Source organism: Brevibacterium sediminis, assembly GCF_013623905.1.
In the GTDB taxonomy this organism is placed as follows: Bacteria; Actinomycetota; Actinomycetes; order Actinomycetales; family Brevibacteriaceae; genus Brevibacterium; species Brevibacterium sediminis.
The window spans coordinates 25,758-47,183 of the sequence record NZ_JABKDD010000015.1 but is presented as its reverse complement, the minus strand read 5'-3'; the positions used below and the strand labels follow the sequence as shown (position 1 = coordinate 47,183).

17 protein-coding genes are annotated in these 21,426 nt (G+C 63.5%); 9 read left to right on the top strand and 8 right to left on the bottom strand.

From position 1 onward, the window contains the following. Positions 1-280: 280 nt before the first annotated feature. From HK108_RS15655 to HK108_RS15630, 6 genes are all read left to right on the top strand, one after another. Positions 281-1,159: a class I SAM-dependent methyltransferase gene (locus HK108_RS15655; protein ID WP_181272191.1), complete on the top strand. Its 879-nt coding sequence runs from the start codon at positions 281-283 to the stop codon at positions 1,157-1,159. Positions 1,160-1,360: 201 nt separating this feature from the next. Beyond that, complete coding sequence (argE, locus tag HK108_RS15650) at positions 1,361-2,536, top strand: acetylornithine deacetylase (RefSeq protein ID WP_229664220.1); 1,176 nt, start codon at positions 1,361-1,363, stop codon at positions 2,534-2,536. Between the two features lie 10 nt (positions 2,537-2,546). Continuing rightward, entirely contained in the window at positions 2,547-3,167 is a 621-nt protein-coding gene (locus HK108_RS15645; protein ID WP_181272190.1) for a DUF488 domain-containing protein, read from the top strand. A gap of 194 nt (positions 3,168-3,361) precedes the next feature. Then, positions 3,362-4,309, top strand: a complete 948-nt coding sequence (gene efeU, locus HK108_RS15640) for an iron uptake transporter permease EfeU (protein ID WP_181272189.1) — start codon at positions 3,362-3,364, stop codon at positions 4,307-4,309. Positions 4,310-4,388: 79 nt separating this feature from the next. Then, positions 4,389-5,702 carry an iron uptake system protein EfeO gene (gene efeO, locus HK108_RS15635; RefSeq protein WP_181272188.1) on the top strand — a complete coding sequence of 438 codons (1,314 nt, stop codon included), beginning with the start codon at positions 4,389-4,391 and terminating at the stop codon, positions 5,700-5,702. 19 nt (positions 5,703-5,721) lie between these two features. Beyond that, the gene (locus tag HK108_RS15630; RefSeq protein WP_181272187.1) at positions 5,722-7,062 is read left to right on the top strand and encodes a Dyp-type peroxidase; all 1,341 of its coding nucleotides are present in this window, start codon (positions 5,722-5,724) and stop codon (positions 7,060-7,062) included. A 454-nt stretch (positions 7,063-7,516) separates the two neighbouring features. Here HK108_RS15630 and rplI read toward each other — a convergent pair whose 3' ends face one another. From rplI to HK108_RS15590, 8 genes are all read right to left on the bottom strand, one after another. Further along, positions 7,517-7,975 carry a 50S ribosomal protein L9 gene (gene rplI, locus HK108_RS15625; protein WP_101546503.1) on the bottom strand — a complete coding sequence of 153 codons (459 nt, stop codon included), beginning with the start codon at positions 7,973-7,975 and terminating at the stop codon, positions 7,517-7,519. A gap of 16 nt (positions 7,976-7,991) precedes the next feature. Beyond that, positions 7,992-8,231, bottom strand: a complete 240-nt coding sequence (gene rpsR, locus HK108_RS15620; RefSeq protein WP_025779604.1) for a 30S ribosomal protein S18 — start codon at positions 8,229-8,231, stop codon at positions 7,992-7,994. A 47-nt stretch (positions 8,232-8,278) separates the two neighbouring features. Then, a complete protein-coding gene (locus HK108_RS15615) occupies positions 8,279-8,908 on the bottom strand; it encodes a single-stranded DNA-binding protein (protein WP_172173179.1) in 630 nt (209 codons plus the stop codon). A 34-nt stretch (positions 8,909-8,942) separates the two neighbouring features. Then, positions 8,943-9,233: a 30S ribosomal protein S6 gene (rpsF, locus tag HK108_RS15610; protein WP_025779601.1), complete on the bottom strand. Its 291-nt coding sequence runs from the start codon at positions 9,231-9,233 to the stop codon at positions 8,943-8,945. Positions 9,234-9,342: 109 nt separating this feature from the next. After that, complete coding sequence (locus HK108_RS15605) at positions 9,343-10,716, bottom strand: glycosyltransferase family protein (RefSeq protein WP_181272186.1); 1,374 nt, start codon at positions 10,714-10,716, stop codon at positions 9,343-9,345. A gap of 35 nt (positions 10,717-10,751) precedes the next feature. Then, positions 10,752-13,121 (bottom strand): transglycosylase domain-containing protein, encoded by a 2,370-nt coding sequence (locus tag HK108_RS15600; protein ID WP_229664219.1) that lies wholly within the window; start codon positions 13,119-13,121, stop codon positions 10,752-10,754. A 445-nt stretch (positions 13,122-13,566) separates the two neighbouring features. Then, a complete protein-coding gene (locus tag HK108_RS15595) occupies positions 13,567-15,273 on the bottom strand; it encodes an AMP-binding protein (protein ID WP_181272185.1) in 1,707 nt (568 codons plus the stop codon). A gap of 108 nt (positions 15,274-15,381) precedes the next feature. Beyond that, on the bottom strand, positions 15,382-16,857 hold the full coding sequence (locus tag HK108_RS15590) for a CCA tRNA nucleotidyltransferase (RefSeq protein WP_181272184.1): 1,476 nt from the start codon (positions 16,855-16,857) through the stop codon (positions 15,382-15,384). A gap of 140 nt (positions 16,858-16,997) precedes the next feature. Between HK108_RS15590 and HK108_RS15585 the strand changes: the two genes are divergently transcribed. From HK108_RS15585 to murJ, 3 genes are read left to right on the top strand one after another with little or no spacing between them, the layout of a single operon-like run. Beyond that, on the top strand, positions 16,998-17,486 hold the full coding sequence (locus tag HK108_RS15585; protein ID WP_025779589.1) for an NUDIX domain-containing protein: 489 nt from the start codon (positions 16,998-17,000) through the stop codon (positions 17,484-17,486). Continuing rightward, entirely contained in the window at positions 17,483-19,795 is a 2,313-nt protein-coding gene (locus tag HK108_RS15580; RefSeq protein WP_229664218.1) for a DUF6049 family protein, read from the top strand. The genes HK108_RS15585 and HK108_RS15580 overlap by 4 nt, the downstream gene beginning before the upstream one ends. A gap of 3 nt (positions 19,796-19,798) precedes the next feature. Next, positions 19,799-21,418 carry a murein biosynthesis integral membrane protein MurJ gene (gene murJ / locus HK108_RS15575; protein ID WP_181272183.1) on the top strand — a complete coding sequence of 540 codons (1,620 nt, stop codon included), beginning with the start codon at positions 19,799-19,801 and terminating at the stop codon, positions 21,416-21,418. Positions 21,419-21,426 lie beyond the last annotated feature (8 nt).

The window sequence follows — 21,426 nt, the reverse complement described above, 5'->3', positions numbered from 1 at the left end:
CCCCTGCTCCACGACTTTAGCGAAACCCTGCCCCTCCACACGCATCCGCAGGCGGGTTCGCACCTGGGAATTCCGCGGAGAGCCCCGCCGCTCGGGCCGCCCCATTTCCCGCGAGCATCCCTCACCGTTGCTCCTACTTCCCCGCGCTCCCTGCTATCCACCTCGCCGATCCCATATCTCCCCGGTGCACCGGGTGGAGACGCCACGACTCATGAGAGATGCGCCTTCGTGACAGTCGCCGAGGCGGCCCTGCCCGACCGTGGAACGTTAGGCTACGTGGATGGAGTACTTCGAGAATCGTGAACGTGCAGAATCCTTCGGCGAGGTGGCCCAGGACTACGACGTCTTCCGACCGAAGTACCCATCCGCCCTCGTCACAGCGATTATGCAAGCAGCCGCAGTTGGCACCGGCTCTCGAACGGATGCCTCACTGCCGTCCACCGGCGATCGAACCTCGGGTGCTCCGCGCATCCTCGACGTCGGTTCCGGTACCGGCATTCTCGCGTCCCAGCTCCGGTCAGCAGGCGCTGAGATACTAGCCGTCGAACCAGATCCCGCGATGGCCGCAATCGCTCAAGCCAAAGGCCTCGATGTGGAAGTCTCGGCGTTCGAGAACTGGGACCCGCAGGGCCGGACCTTCGATCTCGTCAGCTTCGGTCAGTCCTTCCACTGGCTCGATCCTCTGGCTGCTCTGCCGAAAGTTCGCACGGTGCTCCGCCCCGGTGGAATCCTGGCTCTGGCCTGGAACGATATCGAATCCATCAGTGAGCTGAAGACCCGGCTCGATGCGGTCATCGCTCGCTTTCATGCCGACGGCAGGACCGCGAGTCTCGGTTCGAGAGCAAGCCGGGGCACCGAAGCGAGCCAAGAGGCGAGGGCGGGCAGCGGTACAGCTGAGTCCACGCGGGAGGTCGAACCCGTCGAACATCCGGCGCTCACAAAACTGCAGGACGCCGGTTTCACCCCGAATGAGACCACTTTCGTCGAGGACCTTCACTATTCGAAGCACGATTGGCTGTCGATGGTCTTCACCTATTCGGCTCAGCTGACGATGGATCCAGTGAAGAGAGCGGTCATGCGCGAAGAGATGTCCGCCGAAATCCCCGACGACGGTCTCGATGCGCGGAACGAGGCACTTCTCGTCCTCGCTGGGGCCTGAATATGGGACCCTCATGGTTCAAAAGCTGCGCGCTCAAGGCTGAACAGTGCCCACCCACTGGGCCGGTCCCACACGGCACGCGTCCGCCCCGTAGAGTGAAGTCGTCTGGTCACCGCTGTCCTGCCCGGGGCCGCGGCCCTCCCGCAGACGCAGCGATCTGACCGAACCGAGACCACCCGCATCCGAGAGTCAGGAGCAGTCGTGCCATCGACACCCGCCGAGGCCACCATCACCGAGATCACGAATCTCATCACCTTCGACACGACGAGCCGGGACACGAACCTCCCGCTCATCGACCACGTCGAAGCCCGCCTCCAGGCCGCCGGCATCGAATCACGCCGGATCCCGAACCCGGAGGGCACGAAGGCGAACCTGCTCGCAACCATCCCCGCAGCCGACGGCACGACCAGCGGAGGCATCGTCCTGTCCGGACATACCGACGTCGTCCCCGTCGACGGCCAGGACTGGTCCTCCGACCCATTCACTCCCGAGATCCGCGACGGAAAGTACTTTGCCCGCGGCAGTGCCGACATGAAGTCCTTCATCGGCGTCATCCTCTCGCGCCTCGAAGCGCTCAAGTCCGCGAAACTCAGCGAACCCATCCACCTCGCATTCTCCTATGACGAAGAGATCGGCTGCGTGGGCGCCATCTCCCTCGTCGAAGCCATCACAGAGGAGGGCCTGGCGCCCCGCGGCTGCATCGTCGGCGAACCCTCGAGCATGCGCGCCATCCGCGGCCACAAATCGATGAACGTCTTCCGCGTCGACTTCCATGGCGTCGCCGCCCACTCCTCGCTCACCCCCGAAGGCGTCAATGCCATCGCCTATGCCTCCGAATTCGTCGCCTTCGTCCACGCCGTCGCAGCCGAATTCCGCACCGAAGGGCCCTTCGACGAGGCCTATGTCGTGCCCTTCACCTCGGTCACGGCGAACACGTTCACCGGCGGCATCGCCGTCAACACCATCCCCGCCGAGGCGACCGTCCAGTTCGAGTTCCGATCGCTCGGTTCCGTGGACCGCGAGGCCCTCATCGAACGCTTCCGCGCCGAAGCCGAACGCCTCGGTCGAGCCATGGCGGCCGAGAACGAGACCGCCGGTGTCGACTTCACGATCGAAGCCGAAGCTCCCGGCTGCGAGACTCCGGCCGATGCGGACATCGTCTCGCTCGCCGCGAACTGGGGCGCCATCGCCACCGATGACAAGGTCACGTACGGCACCGAGGCGGGGCTGTTCTCCGAAGCCGGCATCCCGACCGTCGTCTGCGGTCCCGGAGACATCGCCCAGGCTCACGCACCCGACGAGTTCATCGAACTCGACCAGATCGCCGCCTGCGAATCCTTCATCGACGCCCTCATCGCCGACCTCTCCGAGGGTTGATCGACCGGATATGAACGCCAGCTGGACCGGTCGCGTCGCTTCCACCGAGGCGGCCACCGGTCCTGCCGGTACCGCCAAGTCCGACCTGCCGGCCGTCCTCACGGTCGGGCATTCGAACCGAGAGTTGAACGAACTCATCGAACTGCTCACCGATACCGGCACCGAGGCGGTCTTCGACGTCCGGAAACTGCCCGGTTCGAACAAGTACCCCTGGTTCAACGCCGATACCCTTGAGACCGACCTCGCCGAGGCGGGGATCGAACTGCGCCGTCTCGAGGGACTGACCGGACGCCGCCCCGTCAGCCGTACCGTGCCGTTTGAGACGAATGCCTGGTGGCAGAACCGCAGCTTCCACAACTACGCCGACCACTGCCTCTCCGAAGAGTTCCACACCGACCTCGACATCCTCATCGAATGGTCGACGACCCAACGCTGCGTCCTCATGTGCTCAGAGGCGGTGTGGTGGCGCTGCCACCGCAGGATCATCGCCGACCAGCTGCTTGCCCGCGGCCTCGCGGTCTCACACATCCTCGGCGCGGGACATGTCGATGCGGCGAAGCTCAGCGAGGGTGCACGACTTGGCGACGATGGGAACCTCACCTACCCCGCCGAGGATCCTCTCGACCTCTGATCCTGATTCCGATCCACCTGTCGAATCCGACAATCACCCCTGCCGCCGCTGAAATTCGCGTGATTTCTCGCGTCCGCAGCACCACGAAACTGGATGTACACTGAATCAGCCGACCTTAGGTTAGGCTAAATTCGTTCATCCCCTTTCGAGACGGCCCGAACACCCGCCTCGACGAACTGACGAGAGCGAGTCAGATGTTCGTCGCGAACCTCCTCATCGCCTTGCGCGAAGGTCTCGAGGCCACCTTGGTCATCGGCATCCTCGTGGGCTACCTGGTCAAGACCGGTCGACGAGACGTCTTGCCCAAACTCTGGCTCGGCGTCGGTCTCGCCGCACTCATCCCCTTCGGCATCGGCGCCCTGCTGACCTGGGGGCCGAAGACCCTGACCTATCAGGCGCAGGAGATCATCGGCGGCGTGCTCTCCATCATCACCGTTGCCCTGGTGACCGGAATGATCTTCTGGATGGGCAAGCACGCACGCGCACTCAAAGGTGAACTCGAATCGTCGATGGCCGCCTCGTTGGACAAGCGCTCGTCCGGCTGGGGTCTGGTCTGGCTCGCCGTGCTCGCCGTCGGCAGGGAAGGCGCGGAATCCGCGCTGTTCATCTGGGCCACGGTCCGCTCCTCGGTGGAGAACAACGTCATCGCCACCACCGCCGGCGTCGTCACCGGGCTGCTGCTCTCGCTCATCCTCGGCTGGCTCATCTACCGCGGTTCGCGCAAGATCAACATGAAGCTGTTCTTCTCCGTCACCGGTTACTTCCTCATCCTCGTCGCCGCCGGAATCTTCGCCTACGGCATCAGCGATCTGCAGGAAGCCGGAGTCCTGCCCGGCATCATGAACCATGCGTGGGACTTCAGCCACCTGCTGCCGGAACCCACGTCGCCGATCTACTGGCTCTACGTCCTCGGACAGGCGATCTTCCAGGTCAACGTCCAACCCACGGTGCTCCAGACCATCGGCTGGATCATCTACATCGTTCCCGTGGCCATCATCTTCTTCCGCCAGGTCCACGGGAAGTCGCCACGCAAGAAGGGCGGGACGACCCCCGCCCCGACGGAAGGGCACACCCTCGCCGAGGCGGGCCCCACCTCGGCGGCGGTCGAGGCGAGATCATCGGCGACCACGCCCCATCCCTGATCTGCCACACCGCCCCTGGTGCGGCCCGGCCGCACCAGAGCACCATCCTCATTCACCAGTCTCATCTGCAAGGACATCCATGAATCGCCATTCCGCTCTCATCGCTCTGCCCACGGTCACTCTGCTCGCCCTGTCGCTAGCAGCCTGCACCGACAATCCGCAGAACAAGAAGGACGATGCCTCTGCCTCCGGCGACACTGTCACGGTGACCATCACCGATGACACCTGTGAGGTCAGCCCCGCCACACTGCCTTCGGGCAAGGTGAGCTTCTCCGTGACGAACAACGGCACGAAGCCGAACGAGTTCGAGATCCTCGCCGAGAACAAACTCCAGATCGAATCCGAGAAGGAGAACATCGGCCCGGGCACGACGACTACGGTGACCACAGCACTCGAAGAAGGCACGTACTACACGGCATGCAAGCCGAATATGGTCGGCGATTTCGTGGGACTGGCGAAGTTCGCCGTAACGAAGGGCGAAGACGTCTCCGTCGACAGCGACACCCAAGCCGCCGAGGACAAGGCGATCACGAACTACACCGGCTACGTCAAGGACCAGGTCGGTCAGCTCGTCGATGCCACGAAGGACTTCAGCGATGCTTACACCTCGGGTGATACCGAGAAGGCGAAGGCCCTCTATCCGTTGGCGCGTCAGCACTATGAACGCATCGAACCGACCGCCGAGTCCTTCGGCATCAAAAAGGCCGGAGACCTCGACGGTGCGCTCGACGCCCGAGTCCAGGACCTCTCGGCTGATGCCGGGAAGAAGCCCAACGACCCCGAGGTGTTGGCCGACTGGACCGGTTGGCACCGGATCGAAGCCGATCTGTTCACGGACAAGTCCGAAGGCTATAAGTTCGAGTCCGGGGCCGAACGGAAAAAGGTCGCAGACAAACTCAACGAGGACACGAAGACCCTCTACGACCTCGTCTACGGCAAGGTCGACGGCGCCAGCGGTACGTTCGAACTCAAACTCTCCGATGTCGCCACGGGTGCATCCGCGCTGCTCGAAGAGGTCGCACTGTCGAAGATCGGCGGCGAAGAGGAGACCTTCTCACACACCGACCTCTTTGACTTCCACGCGAATATCGAAGGCGCCGAGGTGGCCTACGGCAATGTCGAAAAGCTCGTCGAAGCCCAGGATCCCGAGCTCGCGAAGAAGATCACAACGAACCTCGACGGTGTGAAGACGGTGCTCAAGAAGTACCAGACCGGCAAGGACGATGAGGGCAATATCCTCTACAAGGACTATTCGAAGGTCGCGGCAGTGCAAAAGGACGCCGGCGAAGCTCCGAAGGACACCGACTACACCAAAGCCCAGCAGGAACTCTCAGACGCAGTCAATGCCCTGAGCGAACCCCTGTCGCAGGTCAGCGGCACGATCCTGCGCTGAAGTCTGTCGGAGTACGAGCATGAGCAATGACGAACCCATCGAGGCGGGTTCCACCGAAGGCAAGGTGCGCGGGATTCCGAGGCGTCGGCTCTTTGCCCTCGGTGGGGCCGCAGGTGCTCTCGGCATCGCTGGTGTCGGGGGCGGTGCGGTCGGTTATGCCGTGCGCGGAACGCAGGAGAAGAAGCAGTCCGCCGTCCATCTAAGCTATCCCTTCCGGGCTGAGAAGCAGCAGGGCATCCTCACTCCCGCTCAGGACAATATGTACACGGTGGCCTTCGATGTCACGACCTCGGACCGTCAAGCGCTCATCAGCCTCCTCGAGGATTGGACGGTGGCGGCGGAACAGATGAGTGCCGGTGACCTGGTTGGTGGCGCTCCGGACGCGAATACCGAACTGCCGCCGAAGGATTCCGGTGAGGTGTGGGGCTATCCGGCCAGCGGGCTGACGATCACCTTCGGCTTCGGTGCCACCTTGTTCGTCGATGAGTCGGGCAAGGATCGTTTCGGCCTGAAGGGCAAGATGCCGCAGGTGCTCAAGGACGGTGTGCCGAAGTTCGCGAATGAAGCCATCCATGCCTCTGAAAGCAATGGGGATCTGCTCGTCCAGGCCTGCGCGAACGATCCGCAGGTCGCCGTCCATGCGATCCGCAACCTCACTCGCATCGCTTTCGGCACTGCGAAGCTCAAGTGGGGGCAGATCGGCTACGGCCGCACCTCTTCGACGTCGACTGAGCAGGAGACGCCGCGCAACCTGTTCGGGTTCAAGGACGGGACGAACAACATCAAGAGCGAGGACGCCGACGGCGAACTCGACAAGCACCTGTGGGTACAGTCTGGTGATGATCCGGCTTCCGATGGCTGGCTGGCCGGTGGCACCTACTTCATGGCTCGCAAGATCCACATGTACTTGGAGATCTGGGACCGAGTGTCCTTGGCTGAACAGGAAGACATCATCGGCCGCGACAAACGCTATGGCGCCCCGCAGTCCGTGGCAGAACCCACCGCGGATGAAGAGTTCACCACCATCGACTTCTCTGCGAAGAACGCGGAGGGCGCACCGGCGATCGATGCGCGGTCGCACATCGCCATTGTCGCTCCCGAACACCACAAGGGGGCGAAGATGCTGCGTCGAGGATACAACTTCACCGATGGCAATGATTCGCTCGGCCGCCTCGATGCGGGGCTGTTCTTCATCGCCTATGTGCGGGACCCGCGGACGAACTTCTATCCGATCCTCAAGACCATGGCACAGAAGGACCTGCTCACCGAGTACCTGCAGCATCAGGCCTCGGCGCTGTTCGCCATCCCGCCCGGCATCGGCACCGGCGACACGATGATCGGCCAGAAGCTCTTCACCTGACCCATACCTTCCCATCGTCCCGCAGCGTCCGGACCGCATCGCAGCATCCCGCCGTCGCACCCCGCAGCATCCTTCACCGTGAGTGCCACACCGAACCAGTGCAACGAGAGGGTGTGCGACTCCCGCGACGTTTTGGGAGCAACGAGCCGTGAAGCCACGAACGCGTAGGGATGTCTCCACACAGAGGCGCCCATCGCACCGGCCCATCCCGCCGGCCCAACGCACACCACTGCCGCGACGTGGCACCTCGCCCGCTTCCGTGCGGATGCACGCCGCCTGCGTCATTTGACACCCACTGCGGCGCCCAACCCCGCCGCAACGCCCAGCCAACCCCATGAATAACGCCGAGGCGGCACCTGAACCCAGGTGCCGCCTCGGCGGTGGTGCGGTGGGGCCGTTCAGGCCCTCACCACGTCCGAATCATCCGGACTGGGACGCCCGGACAAGGCCTTGATCAGGCCTTGCCGATGACCTCGAACTTGATCTTCGCGGTGATCTCGTCGCCGACGCGCACAACAGCGTTGTAGCTGCCGGGGGTCTTGACGTGACCGGTCAGGGCGACCTGACGGCGATCGAACTCGCGTCCGGTCGCGGTCTGCAGGGCCTCGGCCACGAGGGCGGGGGTGACGGCGCCGAAGAGGCGACCGTTCTTGCCGGCCTTCATGTCGATGCGAGCCGTGGTCGACTCGAGTTCGCCCTTGACCTTGATGGCTTCGTCGTGATCAGCGATCTGCTTGGCCTGACGGGCCTTGCGCAGAGACTCGATGTGCTTCTCAGCGCCGGCGGACCAGGCCGAAGCCCAGCCACGAGGCAGAAGCAGGTTGCGTGCGTATCCGGCACGAACCTCGACGACGTCGCCGGCGGCACCGAGGCCGTCGACTTCCTGGTTCAGAATCACTTTGCGGTTAGGCATTATTCTTTCCCTCCGATCAGCGAGCTGAGCTCGAGTAGGGCAGAAGTGCCATCTCGCGGGCGTTCTTGACGGCCTTTGCGATGACGCGCTGTTCCTGCACGGTCACACCGGTGACGCGACGTGCACGGATCTTGCCGCGGTCGGAAATGAACTTACGGAGCGTAGCGGTGTCCTTGTAGTGGATGTTCGCCGCTTCGCCCTTCTTGAGCGGATTAGCCTTCTTCTTGATAGGCTTCCGGATCTCTGGCTTTGCCATGAGTATCTCCTGTTAACGAATGTCTCGAAATGTCGTGAAGACGTGGATCAGAACGGGGGTTCATCGGCGCCGGGGTTGCCCCAGCCGCCGTTGCCGCTCTGCGGGTTCGATGATGCCCACGGGTCATTGGCGGGTGCGTTGTTGCCGCCCTGGCTGTAGCCCTGGCGCTGACCGCCCTGCTGGCCGCCCTGCTGAGGATTGTTGCCCCAGCCGGAGGACTGCTGGTTGCCGAAGCCGCCCTGCTGGCCGCCCCCGCCCTGGCTGCCGCCACCGAAGTTGCCGCCGCCACCGCCGAAGTTTCCTCCGCCGCTGGGGCTGTTCTTCGAGACCTGGGCGGTGGCGCGTCGCAGGCTGGGGCCGACTTCGTCGACATCCAGCTCCATGACCGTGCGCTTCTCGCCTTCCTTGGTTTCGAAGGACCGGGACTTCAGTCGGCCCTGAACGATGACCCGAGTACCGCGCTGCAGAGATTCGGCGACGTTCTCTCCCATTTCACGCCACACCGAGCAGCGGAGGAAGAGAGTCTCTCCGTCCTTGAACTCGTTGGCCTGACGGTCGAAGATACGCGGCGTCGAGGCCACGGTGAAGTTAGCGACTGCCGCACCGTTCGGTGTGAAGCGCAGTTCGGGATCGCTGGTGAGGTTCCCGACGACCGTGATGACTGTTTCGCCTGCCATTGAATCTCCTAGAAGCGAGGTAGCTTAAGATGCCTTACTTGGCGTCCGGGCGGAGGATCTTCGTACGCAGAACGGACTCGTTGAGTCCGAGCTGACGATCGAGTTCCTTGGTCGTTGCAGGCTCGGCGTGGAAATCAACCACGACGTAGTAGCCTTCGGACTTCTTCTGGATCTCGTACGCGAAGCGACGACGTCCCCAGATATCCACGTTGTCGACGGTGCCGTTCTCAGCCGGGACAACCTTGATCAGGTTGTTCACGGTGTCAGCCAGCGTCCGCTCTTCGAGGTCGTTATCAAGAATGAGCATGAGCTCGTACTTACGCATATGTCACCCACCTCCTCTGGTCTTTGCGGCCATGGTCGGTCCATGGCAGGAGGGTATATGCACGCCCGCTCCCCGTCTCGTGATCGTCACGAAATGGGAACAGACCTCACTAGTCTAATCGACCGGTGCGCTGACTGTCATGTCCGGATTCGTGCTCTTCCTTACGTCCGGCAGCCCGATGTTCCAGTGCGTCGCCAGGATCGTCGATCTCTTCTCGCCGAGGCGGCGCCGACGCAGCCATGCGACCGCGGATACCTCGCCGGTAGAGGTTCTCACCGGCCATGATCACGACGAGGACGAGAGCGAGCAGCCGCAGCAGGGTGAACAGGGCGACGAAGGTGGAGTCGAGTCCCTCATCGACTTCGAACCCCGACACATCGCCGAGTTGGACGGCGACGGCGAAGACCGCCTCGGCGAGGGTCCAGACGATGAGCACCCACCAGCGGCGGACGGACAGGGCGATGAAGGGCAGCAGCCACAGGCTGTCCCAGGGCATGAGTCCCGGCGCAAGCAGCAGGCAGCCGCCGATGAGCAGGCATGCGGCTACGGCCGGGTCGAGACCCGTGCGGCGGACCATGTAGAGGGAGACGGTGACGGCGAGGACCACTCCGGCGCTGACGATGATCCACAGCGGGGCCCAGACGGACACGTCGCCGAGTTCGGCCATGAGCAGGATCGAGGCGAAGGATCCGCCGTCGACGGCATCGGAGTACCAGTGGATGATCCGGTCGATCGCGCTGAGATCGACGACGAGCAGCACCGCCGAGGTGACCGTGGCCGCGGCGAGCATCATCCGCGGATTGCGCGGCTTCAGTCCCCGTGCCGGGTTCGGCCCGGTCACAGTCATGGCGAGGAGCACGAGGAGGGCGAGCGGATTGATGAACGTCGCGATGCCCAACAGCACTCCGGCCAACCACCCGCGCGGGCGCAGCGGTGGGCTTCCGAAGAAGATGACCATCGCCCACACCGCCAGCGCGAGGGCAATCGGGTCGAGAGTGGAGCCGAGGGTGAAGAGGATGAGCGGGGAGACGTAGACCGCGACCAGCCACCCCCGGAAGCGGGCGAGGACGAGGAGTCCGGCGCCGAGTGCCGCGATGCCTGCCGTGTTGAGCAGGAGCACGACGACCATGAAGAGGGAGACGTCGTTGGTGAACAGCTGGAACAGGTCGACCAGGCGAGCTTCCAGCGGGGCCAGGGCCGCCGCTCCGCCGTGCGCGCGCCCGAGCACGTCGGGGTTGGTGTCACCGATAAAGGCCGTGGACAGCGGCCCTGCGCACATCCTCGCCGAGGCGGACGGCTGTTCGTATCCCGAGCTCAGACACGGGCCCTGCAGAGCCAGAGCGAGGAAGGTGGTGACGCCGAGGACCGCAGCCAGCGCAGAGGCCTGCGCGCTGCGGAACCGGCGACCGGCTGCACCGAGGTGAATGCCGACCGGACCGCCGAGCAGAGGCTCGGCGATCCGGGTGCTGGACTTCGAGGGCATGACTCGAGGTTACCGGTCAGCCGCCATTGTTGCTGTCAATCGTCCGAGTTGGATCCACCGCCGTTCTCCGATCCGCCATCGTCGCTGCCGTTCTTCGAATCGCTTCCGGAGCCGCCGCCATCACCCTCATTGTCCGAGTCACCGGGAGGATCTACAGGCAACGGAGCCGGCTTCTTAGTCTTCGGCGGATCTTCCTTGGAGCCGCCGTCACCGTCGGTGCCGTCTTCAGAGCCTTCTTCCTTGCCCTTCTCGTCGCCGTCGGAGTCCTTGTTCTTGTCCTCGTCGTCCTTCGGAGTCTCGATCGGAGCCTTGGGCTCTTCCTTCTCCTTGTCCCCGTCGCTGCCGTCGTTGCTGCCCGACGGTGCTTTCGGCTCGGGCTTCGGAGCCGGGGCCGGGTTGGAGTTCTTCGGCTTCGGCTTATCGGGAAGCTCGCCGCGAGCCGGGAACTGTTCGACCTTCTCACCCTGGAGGGCCTTCTGCATGTAGTCGGTCCACACCTGAACGGGGAACGAACCACCGGTGACCTCACCGCGACCGCCGAAGGAGCCGATAGACACGGACTTTCCGTCGACCTCACGATAGAGCACGACCGAGGTGGCGAGGTTCGGTGTGTAACCGGAGAACCATGCGGCCTTGTTCTCGTTCGTCGTACCGGTCTTGCCGGCAGCAGGACGACCGAGGTTTTGGGCGTAGCTGCCCGAACCACCCTGAACGACCTGGCTCAGGGCGTACGAGGTCTCGGCACCAACTGCCTTGTCGAAGACGCGCTTGCCCTTGGTTTCGGCCTTGTACACTTCCTCGTCCTCGGCACCCTTCGTGACCTTCTTGATCGAGTGCGTCTCGTGGTGCACGCCGTTTGCCGCAAAGGTCGCGTACGCCGAAGCCATGTCGATGGGCTTGACGCTGGGCGTACCGAGCACATTGGAGGGGTTCGGGGTCAGACCGATCGAGCAGCCGCCGGTATCCCCGGTCTTCATCTCCTTGTCGGTGCAGTTCTCGCTCAGACCCGCACGTTCGGCGACGTCGACAGTCTTGTCGGGCCCGACCTGCACGTTGAGTGCCGCATAGGCTGTATTGATCGAGGACTGCGTCGCCTTGAGCAGGCTCACCGGGCCATAGCTCGAGCCGCCGAAGTTGCGCACCGGCCACGGCGTGCCGTCGTTGTTGAGCACCGTCGGGCTGGCACCGGGATAGGAATCGGTCAGCCTGACACCGTTCTCCAGACCTGCGACGAGCGCGAATGGCTTGAACGTCGATCCGGCCTGCACATGGCTCTGGGTCGAGGCATTGAACGCCTGATCGAGGTAGTTCTTACCACCGTAGAAAGCTTCGATTCCGCCGTTGTCGGGGTCGATCGAGACGAGTCCGGCCTGCATTCCTTCGGGCTGGTCCTGGGGAAGCGTCTTGATGGCCTGCTCGGCTGCCTTCATACGATCCTTGTCGAAGGTGGTGACGATGTTGTAGCCACCGCGGTCGAGCTGAGCCTCATCGATATCGAGCTTGCGCAGGGCTTCACGACGGACGAAATCCCACATGTAGCCCTTCTGCCCGGACAGCGAGGATTCCTTGTTCTGCTTCTTCACTTCGGGCATCTCGACCTTGGCGGCCTGCTCCTCGGTGATGAAGCCTTCGTCGACCATGTTCTTGACCACGTAGTCGAAGCGGTCCTGATAGGCCTCGGGGTTGTCCGAAGGATCGGCGGCACCCGGGCGCTGGATCATCGCGGCAAGCAGAGCGGACTCGCTGACATTGAGCTCCGAGGCCGGCTTGTCGAAATAGTTCTGAGATGCCACTTCGATGCCGTAGGAACGACGGCCGAGGTAGATGGTGTTGAGGTAGTTCGCGAGGATCTCGTCCTTCGACTGCTGCTGGTCGATCTTGAGCGAGATGAACATCTCCTTGACCTTACGATCAAGCGAATGCTCGTTCGTGAGGTAGAAGTTCTTCACGTACTGCTGGGTGATCGTCGAACCGCCACCCGCGTACTTATTCGTGGCCACGCCGACGACAGCGCGGGAGAGACCCTTGATCGAGATGCCGCGGTTCTCGTAGAACGAGGTGTCCTCGGCGGCGATCGCGGCCTTCTGCATGGGTTCGGAGATCTCGTCGATCTCCACTGACTTGCGGTCCTCGACCTTGTACTGACCGATCGGCGTCTTGCCGTCGCTGTAGTAGATCGTCGAGGTCTGACCGGTGGCCTCGAGGTTCGGCTCGGGGATGTCCGTTGCGGCATAGCCGATGGCGAACGCCACGCACAGGGCGATGACGAGGCTGAGCCCGCCGACGACGAGTACGCGGATGCTCGGCAGGAAACGGGTCCATCCGCTCACACCCGCTCGCGGGTAGTTGAGCAGGTTCTTCGTATTCCTGCCGATGTTCTTGGCTGTGTGTTGTCCCTTAGCCACCCAAGGTCCTCCAGGTCAGTCAGCCTGCCGCAATGCGTGGCGACGAGGTCCGAAAAAGGTCAAAGACGCCAATCAGTCTCGCACGCATTCATTAGTAGAGGATGAAAAAGTGCTGAGCCTGACGCCCTGCAGACACGCCAGGTTACCGAACCGTTCTCTGAGTAACCCCGCATTCGGCATCTCACCAGGCATTTTACTTCACTGCGGGAGAATCAACCATGACGAGTGCGTGTTTGCTCACATTCAAACGTCTGCCCGCAGATCAGTGCTCGGCGTCGCCAGCCGGGGCACCTCGACCATGCGCGCGTACCTTCTCGTTCAAGCGTGCCCGCACTTTTCCGCAGATGCCGCCAGCCGCGACGCCTCGTTCAAGCCGCCCAGCGCTTTGCCACAGGTATACGGGCTGAAAAGTGCTGGGCCGCTTGAACGAGAGTCGCGGCGCCGCTCAGCTCTTGAGGTTGAAGTCCGTGTCGGCGTACTCGTTGCCCTCGACGACGGGTTCGCCGCTGAACGGATGCAGCTGGTCTTCGCGGGCGCGCAGCTCGACGCGACGGATCTTTCCGGAGATCGTCTTCGGTAGCTCGGCGAACTCGAGTCGGCGGATGCGCTTGTACGGAGCCAGATTCTCACGGCAGTAGGCGAGGATCGACCGGGCCGTCTCGGCATCGGCCTCGAACTTGCTCGACACCACGACATACGCCTTGGGCACAGCCAGTCGCACAGGATCCGGCGAGGGCACGACGGCCGCCTCGGCGACGGCCTCGTGTTCGATGAGCACGCTTTCGAGTTCGAAGGGGGAGAGCCGGTAGTCGCTGGCCTTGAACACGTCATCGGCGCGACCGACGTAGGTGATGTATCCGTCCTCGTCACGGGAGGCCACATCGCCGGTGTGATAGACACCGCCTTCGAAGGCCTCTGCGGTCTTCTCCGGGTTGCTCCAGTATCCGGTGGTCAATCCGACGGGGCGAGGATCGAGGCGCAGGCAGATCTCGCCCTCGTCGCCTTCCTCACCGGTCGCCGGGTCGATGAGCACGACGTCGAATCCGGGCAGGGCCTTGCCCATCGAACCGTATTTGAGCTCCTGATCGGGCGAGTTGCCGATCTGCAGGGTCGACTCGGTCTGACCGAAGCCGTCGCGGATGAGCACACCCCATTCGCTGTGAACGCGGTCGATGATCTCGGGGTTGAGGGGTTCACCGGCACCGAGAGCTTTCGTCGGGGGATTCTTCAGGTGGCTGAGGTCGGCCTGGATGAGCATGCGCCACACTGTCGGCGGGGCGCAGAAGCTCGTCACTCCCACGCGGTCCATGGTCTCCATGAGGGCGTTGGCGTCGAAGCGCGAGTAGTTGTAGAGGAAGACGCAGGCTTCGGCGATCCACGGGGTGAAGATGTTCGACCAGGCGTGCTTGGCCCAGCCGGGCGATGCGACATTGAGGTGGACGTCGCCGGGTGTCAGTCCCATCCAGTACATCGTCGAGAGATGACCGACCGGGTAGGAGACATGAGTGTGGGCGACCATCTTCGCCTTCGAGGTGGTGCCCGAGGTGAAGTAGAGGAGCATCAGGTCATCGGCGCGCGAGCTGCCCTGAGGGTCGAACTCGGTGCTCTCATCATCAGCATCGGAGTAGCTGTAGTCCTGCTGGCGGGTGGGCTCGCCGCCGACGACGATGCGGACGACTTCGACATCGACGTCATCGAACTTCGCGGCATCCTCGGCGCCGGCGACGACGAACTCGGCCTGACCGCGCTCGGCACGGTCGGTGAGATCGATGGGGCCCAGCTGCGTGGTGGCCGGCATGAGCACGGCACCGAGCTTGATGCCGGCGAGCATCGTCTCCCACAGCTCGACCTGGTTGTTGAGCATGACCATGACATGGTCGCCGCGCTTGATCCCGGCGCGGCGGAAGTGATTCGCCACCTGGTTCGACCGAGCGGAGAGCTCCGCGAAGCTCCACTTGCCCTCAGTTCCGTCCTGTTCGACGATCCACAGAGCCGGCTTGTCGTTGTTCTCGGCGATCTTGTCGAACCAGTCGAGTGCGAAGTTGAAGTGCGTGAGACGCGGCCATTCGAACTGTTCACGCGCGGCCTCGTAATCGCTGCGGAGCTCGATCAGCTTGTCTCGGGCAGCGCGGAACTCCTCGGTCACTGTCATTGTGGTCTCCTCACCTTTCGCCACCGTCACATCATGTGACGTCACACACAAATCTAAACGATTACGAAGCTATCAGCACTGATCAGCCGGTGAGCAGGCGGGGGTCGGTCACTGACCGTGGGATTCCCACCAGGAGCGCAGCTCCGCCTCGGCGCGTTCGCGTCCGAGCGGCCCGTGCTCCATCCGCAGCTCGAGCAGATGCTTGTACGCCTTGCCCACCAGCGGTGATGGTTCGATATCGAGGATCGCCATGATCTGCTTGCCGTCGAGGTCCGGGCGGATCGAATCGAGTTCTTCCTGTTTCGCCAGGGCCTCGATGCGCTCTTCCAGGTCGTCATAGGCGAACGCGAGCCGATCGGCCTTCCGCTTGTTCCGGGTGGTCACGTCCGCACGGGTGAGAATGTGCAGCCGCGAGAGCAGCCGTCCCGCGTCGGTGACATAGCGGCGCACCGCCGAATCCGTCCACCCGGCATCGCCGTAGCCGTAGAAGCGCAGATGCAGTTCGACGAGGCGGCCGACCGCCTTCGTCGTGTCCTTGTCGAAGCGCAGCGCCTTCATCCGCTTGGCCGTGAGCTTCGCACCGACCGCGTCGTGATGGTAGAACGTCACGGCACCGCCGGGCTGGAAACGCCGAGTGGCGGGTTTGCCGACATCGTGCATGAGCGCGGCGAAACGCACGACGAAGTCCGGCACGCGCAGGCGCTGCGGATCCTCGTCGGCCATTCCGGCCTCCTCTTGAGCCGCGGCATATCGCCTCTCGAGTTCGACTGCCTGACGCAGCACGGTCAGCGAATGCTGGTAGACGTCCTTGTGCCGATGATGCTCATCGGTCTCGAGCTGCAGTCCGGACACCTCGGGGAGGACATGGTCGGCGATTCCGGTGCGCACGAGCAGGTCGATTCCGGCGACCGGATCGATGCCGGTGATGAGCTTGACGAGTTCGACCTGGACGCGTTCGGCGGAGATGATCTCGATCCGATCGGCCATCGCCGTCATCGCCTCTTCCACCTCAGGCACTGGGTCGAGCCCGAGCTGAGAGGTGAACCGGGCCGCGCGCATCATCCGCAGCGGATCATCGGAGAACGAGTCCGCGGCGGCCCCGGGGGTGCGGATGCGACCGGCGATGAGGTCGTCGAATCCATGATGCGGGTCGACGAACGTCTTCGAGGGCAGCCGGATCGCCATCGCCCCGATCGTGAAGTCGCGGCGGACGAGGTCGGCGTCGAGGTCCGTGCCGAAGGCGACCACAGGTTTGCGCGAGTCCTCTTCATAGGCTTCTGCGCGGTAGGTCGTGATCTCGATCTGCACACCGGACTTCACGGCCCCGATGGTGCCGAATTCGCGTCCGATGTCCCAATGTGTGTCGACCCAATCGGAGATCAGTCCGAGGATGTCGTCGGGGTGGGCATCGGTGGTGAAGTCAAGGTCGGGCATGGGGCGACCGAGCAGCGCGTCACGGACGGAACCGCCGACGAGGGCGAGTTCGAAACCGGCTGAGGAGAACCTCTGACCCAGCGGGCCGATGATGTGCTCGAGTTCGTCGAGCTTGTCGTGCAGTCGGTTGTGCGCGGTCTGCGGATCCACCGAGCTCCTTCAATTCTTCAGATCTCTGCTCTTGCCCATGGGAACTCGTCTCCCGCGTCCAGGCGTGAGTTCCGATCTCCATAAGCCTACCGGGAGCAGATGACACGAAACTTCCAAGCTTCGCCTACTAAGGTAGGAGAATGACCACACCGATGCCCAAGCCGGGACCCCGCACGTCCCGCCGCACCACAGTGGAGGAGATCTCCGCCGGTGGCATCGTTGTCGACTTCTCTCACCCGTTGCTGACCGTGGCCGTCATCGCGCGCATCAATCGCGCCGGCCGGATCGAATGGTGCCTCCCCAAGGGGCATCTCGAAGGAACGGAGACCCCCGCCGAGGCGGCCCGCCGTGAGGTCGAAGAGGAGACCGGGATCGCGGGGCAGATCATCTGCCCGCTGGGAACCGTCGACTACTGGTTCACCGTGACCGGAATCCGGATCCACAAACTCGTCCACCATTTCCTGCTGCGTGCACAGTCGGGGACTCTGACAGTGGATAATGATCCTGACCAAGAAGCGATCGATGCGGCGTGGGTGCCCTTCAATGACCTGCGTTCGCGACTGTCGTTCGCCAATGAGCGCCGAATCGTCGCCGCCGCCCGACCGATGGTGTCCCGACTGGAGCAGTGAAACCCATTCCCATCCGCCGACTGCGATTCCTCACCGCCCTGCTGAGCACGCTCCTGCTGCTCGCAGGGCCGGTTTTCGCATATCCGCTGCTCGATGCCGCCCCGGCCGCAGCCAGCACCGATGCGAATACCGACGCGGACACCGATGCGAAGAAGGATGAGGTCTCGATCACCCTCGACGAGGTGACTCCGTGGATCGATGACAAGGGCACGCTGACCGTGCGGGGAACGATCTCGAACACGACGAAGAAGGCGGTCGAGAAGCCGAGCCTGAGCCTGCAGATGTCGACTCGCAAGCTCGATTCCGAATCCCGCCTGACCGCCTGGAAGCAGGGACAGGCACAGCACCGCACCGTCGCCGATCTCGAACATGATGGAACCGAAGCGAGGAAGAAGGCGAAGAAGGACAAGGACGCCGATTCCGATGACAGCTCGGGAATCACCCTCGACACCTCGTTCGACGACACCATCGATCCCGGCACCTCCGCGGAATTCACCTTCCGCGTGCCCGCCGATGACCTCGACCTGAGCAAGTCCTCACCCGTAAGTTCCTGGGGCCCGCGGGGGCTGGCGGTTCAGCTCGGCGACGACACCGGTCTGCGAGCCTCTGCGCTCGGCTTCACCACGTGGTACCCGGATCCGGAGTTCGATCAGACGAAGATCAGCCTGCTCGCTCCCGTCACTCTGCCCGGCCATTCCGAGGGCGGGCTCATCCCTTCCGACCGGCTCGATGCCGCCATCGCCGAAGGCGGTTCGCTCGACACGATCGCAAAGCTGCTGGAACACAAAGAGCTCGCTCTGGCGATCGACCCCCGAATCATCGCATCCTTCGAAGCCGCCATCGCCGAACCGACTCCCGCCGACGCACCGGAGGAGACCGAAGAGCCCGACGGGGGAAGCGGTGAGGAGACTCAGTCGCCACCGGTCGGAGCACCGGAGAACGATGACGCCGATTCCAGCGGTGCCGAACTCGAAGCCGCAGAGAAGCAGCGCAAACGCCTCGATTCCTGGTATCAGGACTTCGTGGAGGCGGCACAGAAGCACACGGTCGTCGCTCTGCCCTATGGCGATCCCGATCTCAGTGCTCTGCGCGGGACGAAGATAGACCGACTGAGCTCCTTCGCTCAGAAGCAGCGCGAGATCGTCAAGGACGTCTTCCCCGATGCCCGCACGGACATCGCTTGGCCGGTTGCCGGAAGTGCGACGAAGAACGGGCTGCGGGCACTGAAGAAGTCCGGAAATTCCACCGCGATCCTCAGCGATGGTCAGCAGCCCTCGATCACCGGCATCCACGATGATGCGCATTCTCAGACGACGATCACCGATGACGGGGAGTCGACGATCGACACTCTCATCTCGGATACGAAGCTCACGGACATGAGCGCCGAGGCGATCGCCGAGGACAACCCGGCCGGGGCACTGTCGGAGCTCGTCGCGGAGTCCGCGGTGATCCAATCCGAGGCGCCCTACCGCACTCGCAGCCTGTTCGTTCCGCTCCCACGCGCGGCCGCCTCGGCGAATTGGGAGCAGACCGTCGAGGAACTGAGCTCGGCACCGTGGATCGCTCCCACCGGAGTCGACAAGATCCTCGATTCCGGTTCCGAGGCGCGCGGGCTGCTGCGGACGGAGGCCGACGCTCCGCACATCCGCAAGAGGGCCGTGGAATCGCTGGCCATGACCCGGGAGAACCAAGCGGACTTCAACAGCGTCTTCAGTGACCGTGACAGCGCCGATATCCGACTCGACCGCGAACTCCTCACCTGCACCTCGGCGGCGTGGACCCTGGGCCGGAACGCGAACATCTGCGCCGGTCAGGCCCGCGAGCAGAGCGAGAATCTCATGGACAGCCTGCACCTGCGCAAGGGATCGTCCGTCCTCCTCGTCACCGGCGAGAAGACGACGATTCCGGTCACGATCGTCAATGATTCCCCCGCCGAGGCGACGTTGCGGATCCGGATGAAGCCGAACACTCCGCAGCTGCGGGCGCAGGAGACGGAGACCGTGAAGGTGCCTGCCGCGGAGACGATGCGTGTGGACGTGCCCGTCGAGGGCCTCGCCAACGCCGATGTGCCGACGACGATCGAGATGGTCACCGCCGACGAGGTGGTCCTGCCCAAGCAGGAATCACTCATGGTTCGGGTCCGCGCCGATTGGGAGAACATCGGCACCGCTGTGATCGGATTGGCACTGGCCGTGGTGTTCGTGATCGGCTTGATCAAGACCATTTCTCGGGGGCGACCGAAGATCCCCGAACAGCAGCTGGCCGATGCGATGGCCCGCGCCAAGACCGACGACCCCGAAAAGAGGTAGAGCGTGTCCAGCTTCTCATCCCTGGCCCGGTCCTCGGCGATCATGACCGCCGGCACCATGACCTCGCGTGTGCTCGGTTTCGTCAAAGCCTCGATGCTGGCCATGGCGATCGGAGTCACGGCGGTCCAGGCCGATGCCTTCGATATAGCCAACAAGGTGCCGAACACCCTTTACATGCTGCTGGCCGGCGGTGTGGTCAATGCTGTCCTCGTCCCGCAGATCGTGCGTGCCTCCAAACGGGAAGACGGCGGTGCCGACTTCACGAACCGACTGTTGACGCTGTCGTTCCTGCTCCTTGCCGGTGTGAGCATCATCGCCACCGCTGCTGCCCCGCTGCTCGTCTGGCTCTATTCTTCGGGGTGGAGCGAGGAGCAGATGGCGCTGGCTACGGCTTTCGCCTTCTGGTGTCTGCCGCAGCTGTTCTTCTACGGCCTCTACACGCTGCTGGGCCAGGTGCTCAATGCGAAGTCGTCGTTCGGTCCCTATATGTGGGCACCGGTGCTCAACAACGTCGTCGCGATCGCAGGACTTGCCGTCTTCATCCTCATCTTCGGCACGAACAATGCGTCTCCGCACGGGCTCGACACCTGGACCCCGGACAAGATCGCCCTCATCGCCGGAACGGCGACCCTCGGCGTCGCGGCTCAGGCGCTCATCCTCATCTGGCCGCTCAAGCGCATCGGCTTCAGGTACAAGCCGACGTTCGGATTCCGGGGAGTCGGTCTCGGCTCGGCAGGCAAGGTCGCCTTCTGGACGTTCGCAGCCATGCTCATCGGCCAGATCGGTTTCCTCATCATCTCCCGCGTCGCCTCGGGGGCGTCGATCCCCGGCGACGGAAACGCCTCGAACGCCGCTTATACGAACGCCTACCTCGTGTTCATGCTCCCGCATTCGCTCATCGCGGTGTCCCTGGCCACGGCGCTGTTCACCTCTCTGGCCAAGAACGCGGCCGAGGAGGACACCGAGGCTGTCGTCGGCGACTTCTCGATGGGTGTGCGGATGGTCGGGATGGTCAACACCTTCGCCCTCGCCGCCCTCGTCGTCCTCGCCTCACCGGTGGCGATGATCATTGCCGGTCCTGGTCGCGAACAGGCCATGGCCATCGGTCTGGTCATCATCACGATGGTCTTCGGCCTCGTTCCCTTCAGCGCGAACTATCTCGCGCAGCGGGTGTTCTACGCCTACGGGGATGCGAAGACCCCGTTCCTCATCCAGCTGCCGCAGATCATCTTCCAGTCCCTGGCGGTGCTCTCGGTATCGATCTTCCCGAAGTCGGTGACGGTGGCGATCATCGGTCTCGTCATGAGCCTCGGCTATCTGATGGCGATGATCATCTCGTTTGCGGTCCTGAAGAAGCGCCTCGGCGCCATCGACCTGCGCGGAATCCTCACCTCGCATGTGAAGTTCCTACTCGCTGCGATCGTCGCCGCAGGCGCTGGGTTCGGTCTGCTCTACTTCTTCCCGGACTTCGCCTTGGCAGGACGCTGGCAGGCGTTCATCACCACGGCTGCCGTCGGCACCGTGATGCTCCTGTTCTTCATCGGAGCTTGTTATTTGCTCAGAGTCAGAGAGTTGCATTCGATTATTGGCGTGGTAGCTGGAAAACTAAGGAAAACAGCCTGAGCCCCGTC